Source organism: Streptomyces sp. NPDC031049 (assembly GCF_055571015.1).
On record NZ_JBVIGC010000009.1, the window covers coordinates 147,316 to 167,062 of the forward strand.

Annotated in this window: 15 protein-coding genes and 1 tRNA gene; 14 read left to right on the forward strand and 2 right to left on the reverse strand. The window is 74.4% G+C overall.

Going from position 1 to position 19,747, the window contains the following annotated elements:
- Window positions 1-14 precede the first annotated feature (14 nt).
- From ACZ45Q_RS17385 to ACZ45Q_RS17410, 6 genes are all read left to right on the forward strand, one after another.
- Window positions 15-884 (forward strand): sugar phosphate isomerase/epimerase family protein, encoded by an 870-nt coding sequence (locus tag ACZ45Q_RS17385; protein WP_468261812.1) that lies wholly within the window; start codon window positions 15-17, stop codon window positions 882-884.
- Entirely contained in the window at window positions 881-1,648 is a 768-nt protein-coding gene (locus tag ACZ45Q_RS17390; protein WP_468261497.1) for an EboA domain-containing protein, read from the forward strand. The genes ACZ45Q_RS17385 and ACZ45Q_RS17390 overlap by 4 nt, the downstream gene beginning before the upstream one ends.
- On the forward strand, window positions 1,648-2,496 hold the full coding sequence (locus ACZ45Q_RS17395) for a TatD family hydrolase (protein WP_468261500.1): 849 nt from the start codon (window positions 1,648-1,650) through the stop codon (window positions 2,494-2,496). Before ACZ45Q_RS17390 ends, ACZ45Q_RS17395 begins: the two co-directional genes overlap by 1 nt.
- A 3-nt stretch (window positions 2,497-2,499) precedes the next feature.
- Window positions 2,500-3,771 (forward strand): metabolite traffic protein EboE, encoded by a 1,272-nt coding sequence (gene eboE / locus ACZ45Q_RS17400; RefSeq protein ID WP_468261502.1) that lies wholly within the window; start codon window positions 2,500-2,502, stop codon window positions 3,769-3,771.
- Window positions 3,768-5,174, forward strand: coding sequence for a nucleotide pyrophosphatase/phosphodiesterase family protein (locus tag ACZ45Q_RS17405; RefSeq protein WP_468261505.1), 1,407 nt, complete (start codon window positions 3,768-3,770; stop codon window positions 5,172-5,174). Before eboE ends, ACZ45Q_RS17405 begins: the two co-directional genes overlap by 4 nt.
- A 113-nt stretch (window positions 5,175-5,287) precedes the next feature.
- The gene (locus ACZ45Q_RS17410; protein WP_468261508.1) at window positions 5,288-6,490 is read left to right on the forward strand and encodes a sugar phosphate isomerase/epimerase family protein; all 1,203 of its coding nucleotides are present in this window, start codon (window positions 5,288-5,290) and stop codon (window positions 6,488-6,490) included.
- A gap of 91 nt (window positions 6,491-6,581) precedes the next feature.
- On the opposite strand, the gene ACZ45Q_RS17415 is transcribed toward ACZ45Q_RS17410, so the two are convergent.
- Window positions 6,582-7,913 carry a DUF2254 domain-containing protein gene (locus ACZ45Q_RS17415; protein ID WP_468261511.1) on the reverse strand — a complete coding sequence of 444 codons (1,332 nt, stop codon included), beginning with the start codon at window positions 7,911-7,913 and terminating at the stop codon, window positions 6,582-6,584.
- Between the two features lie 144 nt (window positions 7,914-8,057).
- On the opposite strand from ACZ45Q_RS17415, the gene ACZ45Q_RS17420 reads away from it, so the two are divergent.
- A tRNA-Leu gene (locus tag ACZ45Q_RS17420) sits at window positions 8,058-8,142 on the forward strand.
- A 156-nt stretch (window positions 8,143-8,298) separates the two neighbouring features.
- Here ACZ45Q_RS17420 and ACZ45Q_RS17425 read toward each other — a convergent pair.
- Window positions 8,299-9,153, reverse strand: coding sequence for an NAD-dependent epimerase/dehydratase family protein (locus ACZ45Q_RS17425; protein WP_468261513.1), 855 nt, complete (start codon window positions 9,151-9,153; stop codon window positions 8,299-8,301).
- A 149-nt stretch (window positions 9,154-9,302) separates the two neighbouring features.
- Here ACZ45Q_RS17425 and ACZ45Q_RS17430 point away from each other — a divergent pair, with 149 nt between their 5' ends.
- The 7 genes from ACZ45Q_RS17430 to ACZ45Q_RS17460 all read left to right on the forward strand — a co-directional run bounded on the left by ACZ45Q_RS17430 (window position 9,303) and on the right by ACZ45Q_RS17460 (window position 19,747).
- On the forward strand, window positions 9,303-10,151 hold the full coding sequence (locus ACZ45Q_RS17430) for a helix-turn-helix transcriptional regulator (RefSeq protein ID WP_468261516.1): 849 nt from the start codon (window positions 9,303-9,305) through the stop codon (window positions 10,149-10,151).
- A gap of 92 nt (window positions 10,152-10,243) precedes the next feature.
- The gene (locus tag ACZ45Q_RS17435; RefSeq protein WP_468261519.1) at window positions 10,244-11,629 is read left to right on the forward strand and encodes an SWIM zinc finger family protein; all 1,386 of its coding nucleotides are present in this window, start codon (window positions 10,244-10,246) and stop codon (window positions 11,627-11,629) included.
- Window positions 11,626-14,316 carry a DUF7824 domain-containing protein gene (locus ACZ45Q_RS17440; RefSeq protein ID WP_468261520.1) on the forward strand — a complete coding sequence of 897 codons (2,691 nt, stop codon included), beginning with the start codon at window positions 11,626-11,628 and terminating at the stop codon, window positions 14,314-14,316. Before ACZ45Q_RS17435 ends, ACZ45Q_RS17440 begins: the two co-directional genes overlap by 4 nt.
- Before the next feature lie 300 nt (window positions 14,317-14,616).
- Complete coding sequence (fusA, locus tag ACZ45Q_RS17445; RefSeq protein ID WP_468261522.1) at window positions 14,617-16,674, forward strand: elongation factor G; 2,058 nt, start codon at window positions 14,617-14,619, stop codon at window positions 16,672-16,674.
- Between the two features lie 250 nt (window positions 16,675-16,924).
- Complete coding sequence (locus tag ACZ45Q_RS17450) at window positions 16,925-17,323, forward strand: hypothetical protein (protein WP_468261524.1); 399 nt, start codon at window positions 16,925-16,927, stop codon at window positions 17,321-17,323.
- A 284-nt stretch (window positions 17,324-17,607) separates the two neighbouring features.
- Complete coding sequence (locus tag ACZ45Q_RS17455; protein WP_468261815.1) at window positions 17,608-18,081, forward strand: GNAT family N-acetyltransferase; 474 nt, start codon at window positions 17,608-17,610, stop codon at window positions 18,079-18,081.
- Window positions 18,082-18,202: 121 nt separating this feature from the next.
- On the forward strand, window positions 18,203-19,747 hold the full coding sequence (locus ACZ45Q_RS17460; RefSeq protein WP_468261526.1) for an ABC transporter substrate-binding protein: 1,545 nt from the start codon (window positions 18,203-18,205) through the stop codon (window positions 19,745-19,747).

The following is a 19,747-nucleotide window of genomic DNA, read 5'->3' on the forward strand; positions in this document are numbered from 1 at the left end:
TCGCCGACCTCCGCCTGGACGACGCCCTCGCCCTGCTCGCCGACCTCGGCTACGACGGCGTCGGCCTGACCCTCGACCACATGCACCTCGACCCGCTCGCCCCCGACCTCGCCGCCCGCACCCACCGGGTGGCGCGGCGGCTGGCGGACCTCGGTCTCGGCGTCACGGTGGAGACCGGCGCCCGCTATGTGCTCGACCCGCGCCGCAAGCACGGCCCCTCCCTCCTCGACCCGGACCCCGACGACCGGGCCCGCCGCGTGGACCTGCTGCTCCGGGCCGTCCGTGTCGCCGCGGACCTGGGCGCCCACGCCGTCCACTGCTTCAGCGGCGTCACGCCGCCCGGCACGGACCCGGACACCGCCTGGAAACGCCTGGCCGAGGCCCTCGCCCCGGTGCTCGACGCCGCCGCCGACGCCGGTGTACCGCTGGCCGTGGAGCCCGAGCCGGGGCACCTCCTGACCACCCTCGACGACTTCCACCGGCTGCGCCGCGCCCTCGACGACCCCGAGCCCCTCGGCCTCACCCTCGACATCGGCCACTGCCAGTGCCTCGAACCCCTCCCGCCCGCCGACTGCGTACGCGCCGCCGGCCCCTGGCTCCGCCACGTCCAGATCGAGGACATGCGCCGCGGCGTCCACGAGCACCTCCCCTTCGGCGACGGCGAGATCGACTTCCCGCCCGTGCTCGCCGCCCTCGCCGCCACCGGCTACCGGGGCCTGACCGTCGTGGAACTGCCCCGCCACTCCCACGCGGGCCCGCACTTCGCCGAACACTCCCTGCCCTTCCTCCGCCGGGCAGCCGCGGCAGCCGCCCGTACCGGCCCCGCACCGGAGGCCCCACTCCCGGGCGAGCCCTCCGCCACCCCGGAAGGGAGCAGCACATGACCCACGAGCCCGGTGCCCGCACCACCCGGTCCACCACCCCGGACCCCACGGTCACCCCCACCGCGCACGACGGCCCCGGCACCCCGCCGACGCAGGCCCCGGCCCCCACGCCCGCCCGCACGTCCCCCGCCGACCCGCCGCTGTCCGCCGGCCTCGCCGCGCGTCTCGACGGGGCCGCTCGCGCCTGGCTCGACCAGGCCCTCGAGGAGGCCGCGAACCATCCCGGCGGCCACGGGCCCATCTCCGTGTGGGAGCTGCGCCTCGCCGAGGCCGGCCGCCGCTGCGGCCCCGAGCACGCCGACGCCGCCCGCGTCCTGATCCTGCGCGCCGCCCGCGCCGACACCGAGGCGCTGACCCGCGTCTACTTCCAGGGCACCGCCGACGAACGCCGCGCCGTCCTGCACGCCCTGCCCCACCTGGTGGCCGGCCCCGACGCCCTGCCGCTCGTCGAGGACGCCCTGCGCGCCAACGACACCCGGCTGCTGGCCGCCGCCCTCGGGCCGTACGCCGCCACGCACCTCGACGCCCACCAGTGGCGGCACGCCGTGCTGAAGTGCCTGTTCACCGGCGTCTCCGTGGACCACGTGGCGGACCTGGAGCGCCGAGCCCACGCGGACGCCGAACTCGCCCGCATGCTCGCCGACTACGCCGCCGAACGCACCGCCGCGCACCGCCCCGTCCCCGGGGACCTGCACCGCGTCCTGGCCCTGACCGGGACCGGGACGCCGCCGGTCCAGGCCGCCCCCCACGGCAAGGAGTCCTGATGCGCATCTTCGACCCCCACATCCACATGACCTCCCGCACCACCGACGACTACGAGGCCATGCACGCCGCCGGAGTCCGCGCCGTCGTGGAGCCCTCCTTCTGGCTCGGCCAGCCCCGCACCTCTCCCGCCTCCTTCCGTGACTACTTCGACTCCCTCCTCGGCTGGGAGCCGTTCCGCGCCGCGCAGCACGGCATCGCCCACCACTGCACGATCGCCCTCAACCCCAAGGAGGCCAACGACCCGCGCTGCGCCCCCGTCCTGGACGAACTGCCCCGCTACCTCGTCAAGGACCGTGTCGTGGCCGTCGGCGAGATCGGCTACGACTCGATGACCCCCGCCGAGGACACCGCGCTGGCCGCCCAGCTCCAGCTGGCCGCCGACCACGGGCTGCCGGCCCTGGTGCACACCCCGCACCGCGACAAGCTCGCCGGGCTGCGCCGCACCCTGGACGTCGTCCGCGAGTCCGCGCTGCCCACCGACCGGGTCCTGGTCGACCACCTCAACGAGACCACCGTGAAGGAGGCCAAGGACAGCGGCGCCTGGCTCGGCTTCTCCGTCTATCCGGACACCAAGATGGACGAGAAGCGGATGGTGGCCATCCTGCGCGAGTACGGACCGGACCGGGTCCTGGTGAACTCGGCCGCCGACTGGGGCAGGAGCGATCCGCTCAAGACCCGCAAGGTCGGCGACCTGATGCTCGCCGAGGGCTTCACCGAGGACGACGTCGACCGGGTGCTGTGGCGCAACCCGGTCGCCTTCTACGGCCTCAGCGGACGCCTCGCCCTGGACGTCGCGCCGCCCGACCCCACGCACGAGGGCAACTCCATCCTGCGCGGCGGGGAGTGAGCGATGCGCTTCCGCCACCCGGACGGCTCCACCGTCCACCTCGCCTACTGCACCAACGTCCACCCCGCCGAGACCCTCGACGGAGTCCTCGCCCAGCTCCGCGACCACTGCGAGCCGGTGCGCCGCCGCCTCGGCCGCGACCGCCTCGGCATCGGCCTGTGGCTCGCCCGCGACGCCGCCCACACCCTGGGCACCGACCCCGCCGCCCTGCGCGCCCTGCGCACCGAACTCGACCGGCGCGGCCTGGAGGTCGTCACCCTCAACGGCTTCCCCTACGAGGGCTTCGGCGCCGGAGAGGTCAAGTACCGCGTCTACAAGCCGGACTGGGCCGACCCCGAACGCCTGGAGCACACCACCTCCCTGGCCCGCCTGCTCGCCGGGCTGCTGCCCGACGACGTCACCGACGGCAGCGTCTCCACCCTGCCGCTGGCCTGGCGCACCGCCTACGACGACGCCCGCGCCGACAAGGCCCGCGCCGCCCTGGTCACCCTCGCCGAACGCCTCGACGCCCTCGAGGAACTGACCGGCCGCTCCATCCGCGTCGGCCTGGAACCCGAACCCGGCTGCGTCGTGGAGACCACGCGCGACGCGATCGCCCCGCTCACCGCGGTCGCCCACGACCGCATCGGCATCTGCGTCGACACCTGCCACCTCGCCACCTCCTTCGAAGACCCGCACACCGCCCTGGACGCGCTCACCGAGGCCCGCGTCCCGGTCGTCAAGTCCCAGCTGTCCGCCGCCCTGCACGCCGAACAGCCCCATCTCCCCGAGGTCCGCGAGGCACTCGCCGCCTTCGCCGAACCCCGCTTCCTGCACCAGACCCGCACCGTCCCCGCCCCGGGCCCCGCCACTGCCGCCGGCTCCGCCGCCAGCCCCGGCTCCGCCACCGCCCCGGACTCCGCGGCCGGTCCCGCCGACCCCACCGCCGTCCCCGGCTCGGCCGGCCTGCACGGCACCGACGACCTCGACCAGGCCCTCACCGGCCGCACCCTCCCCGACACGGCTCCCTGGCGCGCCCACTTCCACGTCCCCCTGCACGCGGCCCCCGCCGCGCCCCTCACCTCCACGCTCCCCGTCCTCGAGGCCGCCCTGACCCGGCTGGTCGGCGGCCCGCACCCGCTCACCCGCCACCTGGAGGTCGAGACCTACACCTGGCATGCCCTCCCGCCCGAGCTGCGGCCCCGCGCCCGCGCCCAGCTCACCGACGGCATCGCCGCCGAGCTGACCCTCGCCCGCGACCTGCTCACGGACCTCGGCCTGAAGGAGCTGCCATGACCGCCACGACCCGCCCCGGCCGCTCCGCCGGACCGACCCCGCTCCTCGTCCTCGACGTCGTCGGCCTCACCCCCCGTCTCCTCGACCACATGCCCCACCTCAAGGCGCTCGGCCAGTCCGGCTCCCGGGCCCCGCTCGGCACCGTCCTGCCCGCCGTCACCTGCGCCGCCCAGTCCACGTTCCTGACGGGCACGATGCCCTCCGAACACGGCATCGTCGGCAACGGCTGGTACTTCCGCGAACTCGGCGACATCCTGCTGTGGCGCCAGCACAACGGCCTCGTCGCCGGCGACAAACTCTGGGACGCCGCCCGACGCGCCCACCCCGGCTACACCGTGGCCAACATCTGCTGGTGGTACGCCATGGGCGCCGACACCGACATCACCGTCACCCCCCGTCCCGTCTACTACGCCGACGGCCGCAAGGAACCCGACTGCTACACCCGCCCCGCCGACCTGCACGACGAACTCACCGGAAAATTCGGCACCTTCCCCCTCTTCCACTTCTGGGGCCCCGGCGCCGACCTGGTCTCCAGCCAGTGGATCATCGACGCCACCCGTCACATCATCCGCACCCGCCGCCCCGACCTGACCCTGTGCTACCTCCCGCACCTCGACTACGACCTCCAGCGCCACGGCCCCGACGACCCGCGCTCCCTCAAGGCCGCCGCCGACCTGGACGCGGCGATGGCCCCGCTGCTGGACGACGCCCGCGCCGAGGGACGCACGGTCGTCGCACTGTCCGAGTACGGCATCACCCGCGTGAACCGCTCCGTGGACATCAACCGCGCCCTGCGCCGCGCAGGCCTGCTGGAGGTGCACACCCAGGACGGCATGGAGTACCTCGACGCGATGGCCTCCCGTGCCTTCGCGGTCGCCGACCACCAGATCGCCCACGTGTACGTCCGCCGCCCCGAGGACCTCGCCGCGACCCGGGCCGCCCTCCAGGACCTGGCCGGCATCGAGCAACTCCTCGACGACGAGGGCAAGAAGGCCCACCACCTCGACCATCCCCGCGCCGGCGAACTCGTCGCCGTCGCCGAACCGGACGCCTGGTTCACGTACTACTACTGGCTCGACGACGCCCGCGCGCCCGACTTCGCGCAGCTCGTGGAGATCCACCGCAAACCCGGCTACGACCCGGTCGAGCTGTTCATGGACCCGCTCGACCCCTACGTCAAGGTCAAGGCGGCCACCGCCCTGGCCCGCAAGAAGCTCGGCATGCGCTACCGCATGGCGGTCGTACCCCTGGACCCCTCACCTATTCGCGGCAGCCACGGCCGCCTCCCAGCGAGCGACGACGACGGTCCGCTCCTCATCTGCTCCACCCCCCGCGCTGTCGGCGACCGCCTCGCGGCCACCGACGTCAAGCAACTCCTGCTCCACCTCGCCGGACTCGACTGAGCATCGGCGCCATCACGCTCCGTCGAGGTCCACCTGCTGAAAGTGAAACACACGCCACTGACAACGGCCGGTCCGGGCGCCCCCGCTACCGGCCACGGCAGAAAGAGGCACCCGTGACCAGATCCAGCGACGCCCACCGTCACGACGGCCCCGACGCCTCCGCGGCCGGCGGCCCCGACGAGTCCCTGCGCCGCAGCCTCGGCGTCGACCGCCGGCGCTTTCTGAGCACCTGCACCGCCGCCGCGACCGCGGTGATCGCCGCGCCCGTCGTCGGCGCGGCCCCCGCCCTGGCCGCGGAGGACCGCTGGGGGAGGGGCGGCCACGACCGCGGCGGTGACGTCCTCGTCCCGTGCGACCGGCGCGGCATCATCCTCTACACCGTCCGCGACGCCACGGGCCGCGACCCGCTCTCCACCGACCTGCCCTCCGGCTTCCGCGAGGTCTTCAAGGAACTGGCCCGCCACGGCTACCGGCAGGTCGAGTTCGCCGGGTACCACCAGCACGCCAACGCGCCCGGCGGCGCCGACCTGGGGACCGTCGAGGGCGCCCGGCTGCTGCGCCGCTGGCTCGACGAGTACGGCCTGCGCGCCCAGGGCAACCACGGCTTCATCCCGTCGTCCTGGCCGCTGACCACGGCGGACCTGGACACCTTCAAGAAGCACCTGGAGATCGCCAACATCCTCGGCCTGGGGCACATGGGCACCGGCGGCGACCCCACCGGCAGCTCCCACCGCGCCGACTGGGACGTGGCCGCCGACAAGTGGAACACCCTCGGGGAGATCGCCCGCCGCGAAGGCGTCAAGCTGTACACCCACAACCACGACGCCGCCTACGGCTTCCTCCTCGACGGCGGCCCGCTCGACGACCAGGGCCGCCCGACGCGAAGCTCCGGCATCCGCAAGCTGGAGTACTTCCTGAAGATCACCGACCCCAAGGCCGTCTGGCTGGAGATGGACATCTTCTGGGCGCACGTGGCCCGGTACAAGTTCCACACCTACACCGCCCACGACGGCTCCACCCGGGAGAACGTCTTCGACCCGGCCGGCCTGGTCGCCCGCCACAACAAGCGGTACCCGCTGTTCCACGCCAAGGACGGCACCGTCAACACCTCGAACGGCATGGGGTACGACATGGTCCCGTTCGGCACCGGCGACATCGACTACCGCACGTTCTTCACCCGCGTCGGCCACCGCAACTACCACAACCCGATGGTCGAGCAGGACAACGCCCCGAGCGGCACCGACCCGGCCCAGTCCCTGCGCTACGCGCAGATCGGCTACCGCAACCTCGCGGCCCTGCGCAAGCGGCGCCGCTAGCCCCCGTCCCACGGGCACGGCATCCGGCCCTTTCCGCGCCGCCACCCGGCGCGGGAGGGGCCGCCGCGGTCACGCCGCCGGCCGCCCCGGCTCAGCCGATGCCCTGCCGGTCCGGCCGCAGGGCGAAGGCCCGGTCGGCCGCGGTCGCCGCCTCCCGGTCGACCGCCTGCCGCAGCAGCTCGCGGTGGCGCAGCAGCGGCTCCTGCCGTTCGGGCGGGGCGAGCAGCAGCAGATCGTCGAGCCCGGCCAGCATGCGCCGCGCCACCTGCGGATTCGCCGCGGCACACGCGCGTACCTCGGCGAACCCCAGGTCCACCAGCGCCGTCCACCCCGGCACGGGCTGCACCAGCCGCACCGCGCCGTGCCGGTCCCGGTGCGCCACCGCGTCCAGCGGACGCCGGCTCAGCGCCGCCAGGAACTGCACGACCCGGTCGAGCGCCTGCACGGCCGTCGTCGGATCGTTGACCGCCGGGGACAGGGCGCGCAGTGCGATGTCCGACAACTGGCGCAGCCCGAACCCGAGGTCCTGGTGATAGGTGCGCTCCACGCCCACCGACACGGTGTACCGCAGCGCCCTGTGCGGCGGGGCCTGGCCCCCGTGGACCGCCAGGACGGGCGTGCCGGGAACCACGAAGTCCCCGATCCGCGGAATCAGCCGCAGCACCACCCCGTGCTTGCGCGCCACCCGCACCAGCCGCGCGATGTGCACGTCCCGCAGCACCCCCGCCCGCCCTTCGTGCGGCACCCACCCGGTCTCCGGCCCGAGCCCCGGGGCGTCGTCGCCGGGCGCCGGGACGGGCATCGCGGCCGCCACCCGGAAGGACTCCGTGGCGATCCGCGCGATCACATGGCTGATCCGCATCAGCCGCAGTGTCGTGTTCACGTACAGCACGAACAGCAGCAGGCTCACCGCCACCATCAGCAGCGTCAGGACCGACTGCACGAGGGGGACGGTGGTGACCAGACGGGGGTCCCGGACGCTGTCGTAGTTGGTCAGCACGAGCAGCGTCAGGACGAAGGTCGCCAGGAAGACGGCGAACGTCGCCTTGGTGATCCGGCTGCGGACGAAGAGCCGCACCACGCGCGGGGTGAACTGGCCGCTCGCCATCTGCACCGCGACCAGCGAGATGCTGAACACCACACCGATGAACGTCATCATCGCCGAGGCGACGGTGTTCACCACGGTCTTCGCGTCGTCCGTCCACCGCAGCAGATCACGGATCGTCTCGAGGTCGCCCTCTTCCCTCAGCACCTCGACGACGGCCGCGTCGATCTCCTGCGCCAGCAGCCACACCAGGAACACGCCCACCATCGCCGCAGTCGGCGCGAACCAGAAGGTGTCCCGCAGATGCTCCCGCAGCGGTGACAGGGCCCGCCCCCGACTCCCCGGCGACGGACCCTGCGTAACCGTCCACTCACTCATGGTGCGACCCTAGGCGCAAGGCCGCCCCACGTCCCGGAGCGCCGCCCACGCGACGGAAACGCAGGTGAAAGGCACTGCGAAACCTTGGTATGGTTGAGCATGTCGCCGCGCGGGGATCCACCCCGCCCGAGCGGCGGACACCTTGTCCGGGTGGCGGAATGGCAGACGCGCTAGCTTGAGGTGCTAGTGCCCTTTATCGGGCGTGGGGGTTCAAGTCCCCCCTCGGACACTGAACAGACGAGGACCTCGGCCTTACGGTCGAGGTCCTCGTGGCGTTTCCGTCACGCACCGTTAACCCCCGGGGTCCACGCAGAGCACCCTCGACCCGGTGCCCTTGGCCTCCCGGCCCCCGCCCCCGCCCCCCGCCCCCCGTCCGCGGCGGCCGTCACAGGGCCCCGGCGTCCCGGGCCGTCCAGACGCTCGGGTAGATCGGCCGGAAGCCCAGCTCCCGGCGGGTCCGCAGGGTGGAGGTGATCCCGGACCACGGGTCGGGGTCGGTCAGCTCGTCGAGCCCGGCCGGCACCTCGACGCCGTTGAGCTGGTACAGCTCGACCGTCGTGACGGGGGCGTCATCGGCGATGTTGTAGATCCGCCCGGCGATGCCCGGCGCGTACAGCAGACGCATCAGGCCCTGGGCGACGTCCGCGTGGTGGACCATCTGGAGGCGCTGGTGCGGCGCCCAGTGGGCTGCCCACCGCAAGGAGTCGGCGAGGTGCGGGTCGCCCTCGCCGTAGACGAAGGGGAGCCGCCCGACGCGTACGTCCAGGCCCCCGAGGGCGAGCAGTTCCCGCTCGGCCTCGGCCTTGGACGCCGGGTAGGCGCCCCACAACGCACCGCCCGGCCGGCTCTCGTCCTCCTCGGTCAGCGGACGGCCCCGTCCGACGCCGTACACCAGGTTCGTGCTGACCTGCACGAACCGGTCCACACCGGAGGCCCGCGCGGCCCGGCCCAGGGCCACCGCCGCGTCCCGGTTGACGGCCCACGCCTCCTCGTCCGGCACCCCGCGGAAGGAGGCCGCGACGTTCACGACGGCGTCCACCCCCGCGAGCGCCTCGCCGAGCGTCTCCCCGTCGCGCATGTCGCCCACGGCGACCTGGGCGCCCAGCTCCGCGAAGCGCTCGCCGCGGGCCGCGTCCCGCACCAGGACGCGCACCTGCTCGCCCGGCTGCCGCTGGGCCAGCAGCCGCGGCACGAAGCGGCGTCCGACCTGTCCCGTCGTACCGGTCACCAAAGTCAGCATGATGGGCTCCTCACGCACTGTGTCGCCGTGCCGGCTGTCGACCCGGCGACGACCAGCCTCGGCGGATGCGGGGGCGACCGGGAGAGACCTCCCCATCAGGGGACCGGGAGTCCCTGGATGAGCCGGCCGCGGTCCCGCACCCTGGAGAGGTGAACCGAGCCGAACTCGCCGACTTCCTGCGCCGCGCCCGAGCCCGCCTCGACCCCACCGACGTGGGCCTCACGGCGGGAGCCCGACGCCGTACGCCGGGGCTGCGCCGCGAGGAGGTGGCCCAGCTGGCCGGCATGTCCGTGGACTACTACACCCGGCTGGAACAGTCCCGGGGCCCGCGCCCGTCCCGCCAGATGCTCACCGCGCTGGCCCGCGCCCTGCGACTGACGGAAGACGAACGCGACCACCTCTTCCACCTCACCGGCGAACAGCCGCCGCGTCGCGAGGTGACCAGCACACACGTGCGCCCGGGCCTGCTCCTGGTCCTGGACCGGCTGCACGACACCCCCGCGATGGTGGTGACCGACTGCGGCGAGGTCCTCGCCCAGAACCCGCTGTCGCGGGCGCTGACCGGGGACGTCCTCGCCCGCCCGCCCCGGGAACGCAACATGATCCGCCGGTTCTTCCTGGACCCGGCGGCCCAGCAGCTGTTCCCGCCCGAGGACCGCCCGGAGCGCGCCCGCGAACAGGTCGCCGCCCTGAGAGCCGTGGCCTCGGCCCGCCCCACGGACCCCGCACCGGCCTCCCTCGTCGCCGAACTGCGCACCGCGAGCGAGGAGTTCGCCCACCTGTGGGACCGGCACGAGGTCGCCGTACGCCGCTCCGCCGCAAAGCGGTTCCGGCACCCCGCGGTCGGCGTCCTCGAACTCGACCGCGAGGTCCTCGTCGCCCCCGACCACAACCAGCAGCTCGTCATCCACACGGCCCGCCCGGGCACGGAGTCGTACGAACGCCTGCGGCTGCTGCGGGTGGTGGGTTTGCAGGACCTGACGCCGGCCAGTCCCTGACGCAGACCAGCCGCTGACCGCGACGGGGCGGCCGGCCGTCGCCGGCCGCCCTGCGCGGCACCGCTGTCAGTGCCCACCCGTAGCCTGCAAGCGTGACATCAATCACCCAGACCTACGCCTATCTGGACGCGTCGGCGGTGCGGGAATCCGCGTCCGGACGCAGCCTCGCCCTGGAGACCTCCGGCGGTGCCACGCCCGCGGGCGAGGAGGCCAACCCGCGCTTCTTCGACGGGTTCCTGACCGCACCGACGGCCGCGGCGACGGCGCTGCTCGTGGTCGCCGACGTCGCGGCCACCCGCTATCACCGGCCCCGCTCCGCCGCCTCGCTCGACCCGGTCGTGACGGCCGACGGCGACCGGCTGCGCATGGAGTCCTTCTCCGGCTGCTGCGGCGTCTACGCCCGCCTCGACGTCCTCGCGCCCGGACTCGACGGCGGCGATATCGGCCACGGCACCACCAATGTCGACGTCAACGCGCCTCTGCGCCAGGCCCTCGCCAAACTCGGCGGACTCGACCCGCTGCACCTGAGGGTGGGCCCCGAGGGCGTGGAGGCCACCACCTTCGACGGCCGGTTCGTGGAGAAGAAGGTCCCGCTGCCGCAGCGCTGGCTGCGCGGCTTCGCCGAGGCCCAGGTGCTCGGGGCCGGCTTCGCCCCGCGCGCCGAGGTGCCGCCCGCGCAGGCGGCCGCCCTCCTGCGGTCCCTGCCCCGGTTCACCCTCGGCTCCGGCGCCCGCACCACGCGCTGGGTGGTGCCCGAGCGGCGCACCCTGCGACCGGTCGGCAGGCCCGTGCCCGGCGCCGTGTGCCTGCCCGGCGCGGAGCGGCTGACCGGCCTGATACCCGTACTGCGGCACGCCACGGGCGTGCGGCTCTACGCCCCCGAGGCCGCCGACGGCGGCGAGGCGGCCGTCGCCTGGGAGATCGGGCTGCCCGGCATGCGGCTGACGCTGCTGCTCTCCCAGAACGCCGCACGCGGGTTCTCCGGCGAGGGCGGCGTCCTCGACGACCTCGCCACCGGCGCCGCCGCACGGGACGCGGAACGGATCGCGGAACTCCTCGCCTGGGAACCGAAGGTGGACGTGGCCGCCCTGGCCGCCCTGGCCGTCCGGACCGGCCTGCCCACCGAGCGGGTCCGCGCCGCCCTCACGGTGCTCGGGACGTCGGGGCAGATCGGCTACGACCTCGCCGAGGAGACGTACTTCCACCGCCACCTGCCCTGGTCGGCGGGCGACGCCGAGGCCCGCAACCCCCGGCTGCGCGGCGCGCGGGCCCTCGTCGCGGAGTGCGCCGTCAGGATCGACGGCGCACTCGCCTGGGTCGGGAGGGACGACCACGCCCACCTGGTCCGCGTGGACGACACCGGGCGGGCGAGCTGCACCTGCCTGTGGTGGGCGAAACACCAGGGCGGACGCGGACCGTGCAAACACGTCCTCGCCACCCGCATGGTCCGCGACACGACGAAGGAGTCGGCACGGTGAGTCTGATCGAATCCGTGGAGGCCGGCGACGTCCAGGCGGTGCTCCGACTGCTCGGCGAACTCACCCCGGAGGAGAGAGCCGCCCGGCATGCAGCGCTCGACGCCCGCTTCCGGCCCGGGGCCTGGGACCGGTGGTCACGCCTGGGCTCCGAGCAGCGCGAGGCCCTGGCCACCGCCCTGCTGGGGAGCAGGACCACGCCCCGCGAGGCCGCGGACTGGCTGGCGGACGCCCCTCACCTGCCCCGGCACTGCGGCTGGATGGTGGACGTGGTGAACCTGCACCCGGCCGCGTGGCGCGCCGAGCTGGTCGCGTGCCTCGACACGCGCTCGTGGCAGGGCTCCTACGGCTCCGAGCGATTCGCCCTGGCCGAGCACCTCGTCCTCGACACCGGCTGTCCGCCGCCCACCTCCGACGGGTTCGTTCAGGCCTGGCTGAGCGACCGGCTGCGCGACCGCCGGTTCTGGCCCAGGCGTCCCGGCCACATGCTCGGCGGCGGGCGCGGCGCCGACCTCCTCGCCCGGCTGCGCAACGACGAGTTCACGCCGGTCCTCCTCCCGCTCGCCGTGTCCCGCCCCTCGGTCGACATCGGGCGGTACCGCAAGGAACTCGTCGCCCTCGCCGCCAAAGGCGTCGTCGACCGTGCCACGCTGAGCCGCCGCACCTTCGCGGACCTGGCCCGCGACACCCCCGCGGCCCGCGCGGCGGAGAAGCAGCTGGCCGGCCAGACCCTCACCCCCGGCGAACAGGAGCTGGTGACACGCGCCCGCGCGGAACTCGCCGAACCCCTGATCGCGCGCCTGCTCCAGGACGGCACGCGCAGCGAGACCGAGCGGCCCCTCACCCACCTGCGGGCCCTCGCCCTCACCCCGGCCGAGAACGCGCCCCTGCTCCGCGACCACGTGGCGATGCTCGACCTGTCGGCCCCGGTCGCCGCCTACGGCCAGGACGTCCTCGCCGGCCTCGACGAGGCCGGGCTTCTCGAGGACGACGTACGGACGGAGACCTGCGAACGCGTCCTGCTCCGGCCCGAGAAGAAACTGGTGCGCGCCCAGCTCGCCTGGCTCGACCGGGTGGCCGCGCGGGACGCCGACCGCACCGGCCGGGTCCTGACCGACGCGGCGCTGACGTTCCAGCACCCGGACGTGGGCCTCCAGGAACGTGCCCTCGACCTGGTCGCCCGTCACCTGCCCGCGGCGGGCGACCAGGTGCCGTCCGTGCTGCGCGAGGCCGCCGCGTCCCTCGGACCGGGGCTTACCGCGCGTGCCGCCGAGCTGTTCGGCCCGCCGGAGCAGGACGCCGGCGAGCCGTCCGCCGAGGCGCCGGGGGACGTACTGCCTCCGGTGCCCGAGCCTGCGCCGGTCCACCCCGTCGCGACGGCCCCCGAGGTCGCCCCCGAGGTCGCGGTCCTGCTCGCCGACGCCGACAACGTGGTGGCCTTCGAGCGCGCCCTCGACGGCCTCGTCCGCCACGCCCGCCTGGACCGCGACACCCTGTCCAAGGCGCTCGAGCCGGTCATGCGCAGGGAACCGGCCCACACCTGGGACTGGACGCAGCTCGACCTGTACGACGTGGCGGCCGCGGTGCGCGGCGACGAGCCGAGGGACTGGCACATCCACACCCGGCACGAGCACCAGGTGCTCCGGATCCCCGGCTGCGACCTGATCACCACCCCTCCGGGAGCCCTGCTCAAGGCGCGGCTCACCGAAGCCCTCGAACTGATCGAGTCCGGCGTCCAGCCCTACCTGCTGGCCCTGCCGACCCACGCCAACGGCGCGGTGGACGCGGCCACTCTGGTGGCCCGGATCGCCGAGTTCGAGTCCCTGGGCGTCACCCCCGCGCCCGTCGACCTGGCCCAGGCCCTGCTGCGGGTCACGCCCACCGACGACCGGCAGGTGCGGGACGCGGCGGGCGCACTCCGCTCGGACGCCGGCCGGCAACTGGCGCGGTGGCTCGGCGAGGGCGGCGCGCCACACCGCGACACGGCGCCGGAGAACTGGCCGGGCGACGACCCGACCGGTGCGGAACCCGGATGGTGGAAACCCGCCGACCCCTGGACCGAGCACGACCTGCCGCTCCCGCCGGTCGCCGCGGCCGTCCTCGGCCCCTACGCGTCCATCCGCGGGCAGAACAGCTCCACCTCGTGCCACGCCCACGCCGGTGCGTTCTGGCTCGCTCAACAACCGCACCACCGCGACGAGATGGCCGCGCGCTACAGCCACACCACCCTGCGCGGGCTGCTCCCGCGGCTGACGCAGGCCCATGGCCCCGCGGGCTACGCGATGCACTGGCAGATCGTGCGCAGGCTCCACCGGGACCCGGACGCGGCGGTGGACGCCCTGCTCGTCCTCGCCGCCCAGGGGCAGTTGGACGCCAGGCTGTTCGCCGGGCAGTGGCAGGCGCTGCTGCGGCGCGGGGTGAGCACCCACACGCGGGCCACCGCCGCACTGCGCGCGGCTGCCGAGACCGGCGCCTACGCGACCGTCTGGTCGATACTCGAGGCCGCCCTGCCCGCCCTGCTGCGCGACAAGCCGGTCACGGGAGCGGGGGCCATCCTGGCGCTGGCCGTCGAGTGCGCCTCACGCTCCGGGGCGAGAGGGAGCATCCCCGAGGTCGAGGAGATGGCCGCGCGCAAGGGGTCGAGCCAGACGGTGAAGAACGCGAGGCTGCTGCGCGACGTACTGCGGTGAGCGGGGCCGGCGCCCGGGAAATCCCGTGCGCCGCCCGCCCCGGCCTCCCTACACTCACCACGTCATCGACGAGACGAGTGAGGGGGGCCGGGCCGTGCGCGACCGCACCGCAGCCACCGCTCCCCTCTCCCGGTACGAGGTGATCCTCGTGTCTCGTGCCGTCCGGTGCCCGCTGCGCGGCCGGCACCGGATGCCCATGACGACCGTCTGAGGGCCCCGCCTCACGGGTGTGCGCCCGTGCCGGGGCCCGTCATGGGAAATCGCGCCGTCCTGTCACGATGACCCGAAAGGCCACAGGCCGTGCGCACCACCACACCCACCACGACCGCACTCGCCACGATCCGCAACCTCGGCATCCTCGCCCACGTCGACGCGGGCAAGACCACCGTCACCGAGCGGATCCTCTACGCCACCGGCACCACGCACAAACGCGGCGAGGTCCACGACGGCACCACCGTCACCGACTTCGACCCGCAGGAACGCGACCGCGGCATCACCATCTTCGCCGCGGCGGTCACCTGCGCCTGGGCCGGGCATCGGATCAACCTCATCGACACCCCGGGCCACGTCGACTTCGCCGACGAGGTCGAGCGCTCGCTGCGCGTGCTGGACGGCGCCGTCGCGGTGTTCGACGCCGTCGCGGGAGTGGAGCCGCAGAGCGAGACGGTGTGGCGGCAGGCCGACCGGCACGGCGTCCCCAGGATCGCGTTCGTCAACAAGATGGACCGCGCCGGGGCCGACCTGGACGCCGCCGTCATCTCCCTCCGCGACCGGCTGCACCCCGCGCCGCTGGCCGTCCAGCTCCCGATCGGGGCGGAGGACGGCTTCACCGGCGTGGTCGATCTGGTGCGCATGCGGGCGCTGGTGTGGGCCGACGACGCCGGCACCGTGCGGGAAGAGCCGGTGCCCGACGCCCTCCGCGAGGAGGCGGCACGCCGGCGCCGGGCGTTGGAGGAGGCGGTGGCCGAACTCCACCCGGCCGCGCTGGAGGAGTTCTGCGAGCGCGGGACGCTCACCGGGGACACGCTGGTGATCGCCCTGCGGGACCTCACCCGGTCCGGCGACGCAGTGGTGGTGCTGTGCGGCGCGGCCTACCGCAACCGCGGCGTGGAGCCCCTGCTCGACGCGGTCGTGGCCTACCTGCCCTCCCCGCTCGACGTACCCGCCGTGCGCGGCACCCGCCACGACGGCCAGGAGGAGGACCGGCCGGCGGACCCGGCGGCGCCCCTGACCGCCCTGGCCTTCAAGGTGCAGGCCACCGCCACGGGACGCCTCACCTACCTGCGGCTGTACTCGGGAACCGTGGAGAAGGGAGACACCGTGCGCGACGCGACGGCGGGGCGCACCGAACGGATCGCCGGCATCCTGCGGGTGCGCGCCGACCGGCACGACCCGCTGGAGCGCGCGGAGGCCGGGGACATCGTCGCCGTGGCCGGCCTGAAGTCGGCCCGGGCCGGCTCGACCCTGTGCGCGCCGGACGCGCCGCTCGTCCTGGAACCGCCCGGCACGCCCGAACCGGTCGTGCACGTCGCGGTCGAGGCCCGCCGGTCCACCGACACCGGTCGGCTGGCCTCCGCCCTGGCCCGGCTCGCCGAGGAGGACCCGTCGCTGACGGTGCGCACCGACCCAGAGACCGGGCAGACGGTGCTGTCCGGCATGGGCGAACTGCACCTGGAGGTCGCGGCGGAACGCCTGCGGCGCGACCACGGCGTGGAGGTCACCGTCGGCCGCCCCGGTGTGGCCTGCCGCGAGACGGTCGCCGGCGGCGTCACCGGCTTCGTCCACCGGCACGCCAAACAGGACGGCGGAGCAGGCCAGTTCGCCCATGTGGTCCTCGACGTCGAGCCGTGCGAGGAGCACACGTTCACGTTCCGGTCGGCGGTCGTCGGCGGGCGGGTGCCGCAGGAGTACGTCCGTGCCGTCGAGGCGGGCTGCCGGGACGCCCTGACGCAGGGCCCGCTCGGCGGCCACCCGGTGACCGGTCTGCGGGTCACCCTCACCGACGGGCAGACCCATGTGAAGGACTCCTCGGAGGCGGCGTTCCGCACGGCGGGCCGCCTCGGCCTCCGCGAGGCCCTGCGCGCCTGCGACATGCTCCTGCTGGAGCCGGTCGCCGAGGTCACGGTCACCGTGCCGGAGGACGCGGTCGGCGCCGTGCTCGGCGACCTGGCCGCCCGGCGCGGCCGCGTCACCGGCTCCGACACCCGCTCCGGCGCGGCGGTCGTCACGGCCACCGTGCCGCTGACCGAACTGTTCGGCTACGCCACCCGCCTGCGCAGCCGCACCCAGGGCCGCGGCACCTTCACGGCCAGGCCCACGGGCTACGCACCGGCACCGGCCGTGACCCCGGCCCGCTGACGGGACCCGGTCGGCCCCTCTTCCGAACGGGGGAGGGGCCGACCGTTCCGAACGGGGGCCGGCCGTCCCGAACGGGGAGGGGCCGGCCGAAGGCGGCATGGGGGCTGGAGCCGCCCCGGCGGCGCGGGCTCCACCCCCCCGGCCCGAAAACACGTACGCGTTACGGCCGACATCTGACACCATGGGTCGCTGCGCTGCGCTGCCGGTGCCGCGTTGTCGTCAACCGTGTGTCCTGACCGAGGGGGAAGCCGTGGCGGACTGGATCTACATCCTCGATCCGCGCAGGGACACGCTGGACGGAGAACCGGCCGACAGCGAGACCATCCGCCGGCTGGCGGAGGAGGAACCGGAGCTGGAGCTGTGGCTCGGCCGCCGCAACCGCATGGTGCCGGGCGACCGCCTCTGGTTCTTCTTCACCCACCCGGAAGCCGGCGTCGCAGCGGTGGCCGAGGTCGACGAGGAGCCCTGGGAGGAGCCGGACGACCCCGACGCCACCTACCTGGTCGCCGTGACCCTGCTGCCAGAGGCGACGAAGGAACTGCACCGCGACCCGGTGGACAGGGACCAACTCGGCCTCGCACAGGTGCGGTCGGTGCAGAGGGCGAAGCCGGAGGCACTGCCGGTGCTGATGAAACGGGCAGGCTGGTGACCCGACCGAGGATGACGCGCAGGCAGGTACGGGACACCGGTCCAGGGGCCGCCGCTCAGCGAGGGTGGATCCGTGGCGCCGACGATCCGCCTCTCGGGGTGGCCATGGGGCCGCCGCTCGTGCCCGCTCCCATGTCGCAGTGAACCTGCCTTGATCTTTCGGGTCGGTGCGATCGGGTCGGCCTCTCCCCGTGGTGCCTTATTGCGTACGATGTGCAAGTGCAACCCAGTCACTACACCATCCGCCCCGCCACCCCGGCCGACCTCGACGCCGCCCGCGCCGTCATGCTCGACACCGTCTACCGCGACTTCGGCACCGGCTATGTCCCGCGCTGGCACGGGGACGTCATCGACCCGGCCGGCGCCTATCTCGCGCCGGCCCGGCACACCCTTCTCGTCGCCGTCGATGAGCGTGACGGGCAGGTGGTCGGGACCGGGGCCCTCGACTCACGTGGGCCCGCGCACCCGCCCAACCCCCGTCACGTCGCCGAGCGTTACCCCTCCGGCGAGACGGCGCAGCTGCGGCGCGTGTATGTGCGGCCCGAGCACCGGCGGCAGGGGCTCGCCCGGCGGATCGTCGACGAGCTGGTGGCCTTCGCCGTGGCCGACGGCGGGTACCGCGCCGTCTATCTGCACACCGATCCCGCCGTCACCGGGGCCGAGCCGTTCTGGCGGTCGCTCGCCAAGGTCGTGCACGACGAGCGGGAGGACGCCGGGGGCGGGCAGGGGATCGTGCATTTCGACGTGCCCATGGGGTGAGGGGGCGCGGAGATCGATGGAAATGGTTTTCATGTAAGATCTCGCGTCGTCCCGCAGTACCCCCCCTTCCCCAGTGCCCCCAGTGCCCTCGCCCTCCGTACGCCGACACCCGTCAAGGACCATGCGCCCCCACCGCCCCTGCCGCCGCGTCAGCTCCCACCGTCCCCACGCCTCCCACCGCCGCCCCCGGCTGCTCGCCGCCCTGTTGCTCGCGCCCTTGATATCCGGCTGCTTCGCCTCCGGCGGCGACAGCGGTGACGGCGCCGGCGGCGACGGCGCACGGCTCCGCGTCGCGCTCGCCTTCCCGCCCGCCGAGAACCTCTCCCCGTACGGTGCCGACGCCACCATCCTCAGCCGGCTCGGGGTCGCCGAGGGGCTGACCAAGCTCGACGCCAACGGCTCCGCCGCACCCGCCCTCGCCGAGTCCTGGCGGCGGGACGGGGACCGTGCCTGGGAGTTCACGCTGCGCGAGGCCGCCTTCCAGGACGGGACCGACGTCACGCCCGCCGCCGTGTCCGGCTCCCTCGCCCACGCCGTCCGGGCCGAGCCCGCGCCCGCCGCCCTCGCCGGGGTGAGGCTCACCGCGAAGGCGGAGGGCGAGCGGGTCGTCCGCATCACCACCGACACCCCCGACCCGATCCTCCCGCTCCGGCTCTCCAGCCCGAGCCTCGCCGTCCTCGCGCCGAAGGCCTACGGCAAGAGCGGTCGCGTCGACCCCGTCGGCACCGGCACCGGACCCTTCGAACTGACCGAGGTGAACGGCTCCACCTCCGCCGAGCTGGAACGGTTCGACGACTACTGGGGCGGACGCGCCCAGGCCTCGGGCATCGACGCCCGCTTCATCGCCGACGGCACCGCCCGCACCAACGCCCTGCGGACCGGCGAGGTCGACATCGCCGAGGCCGTTCCCGTCGCCCAGGCCGCCACCCTCGACGAGGACACCCGAAGGGACACCGCCACCACCCGGACCACCAGCCTGCTGCTCAACGCCGCCGACGGCCCCTTCCGGGACGCCGGGCAGCGCGCCGCCGCCCGTGCCGCCGTCGACACCTCCGTGCTCGCCGAGGACGTGTACGAGGGGTACGCCGACCCCGGCGCCGGCGTCTACGGACCCGCCGTGACCTGGGCCGAGGGCAAGCGGAAGAAGCCCGTCGGGCGGAGTGACGCCGCGCCGCGGCCCACCTCCGGGACCGTACGCCTGGCCACCTACGACAACCGGCCCGAGCTGCCGGAGGTCGCCCAGGTCGTCGAACAGCAACTGGAGAAGGCCGGGTTCGAGGTCGAGCTGACCGTACGCGAGTACTCGCGGCTCGAGCGCGACGCCCTCGACGGCGAGTTCGACGCCTTCGTCCTCGCCCGCAACACCCTCGTCGACACCGGTGACCCGGTCGCCGCCCTCGCCGGCGACTACACCTGCGACGGCGGCTACAACATCGCCCAGCTGTGCGACAAGGACGTCGACCGGGCCGTCGCCGCCGCCGAGAAGGCCGCCGACACCGAGCAGCGGCAGGACGCCGCCATGGCCGCCGAGGCCCGGATCCTCGGCACCGACGCCGTCGTCCCGCTCGTGCACCAGCGGATCATCACCGGCGTGGCCGACTCCGTACAGGGCGTGCTCCTCGACCCCTACGAGCGCACCCTGGTCGGCACGGGAACGCGGCGCTGA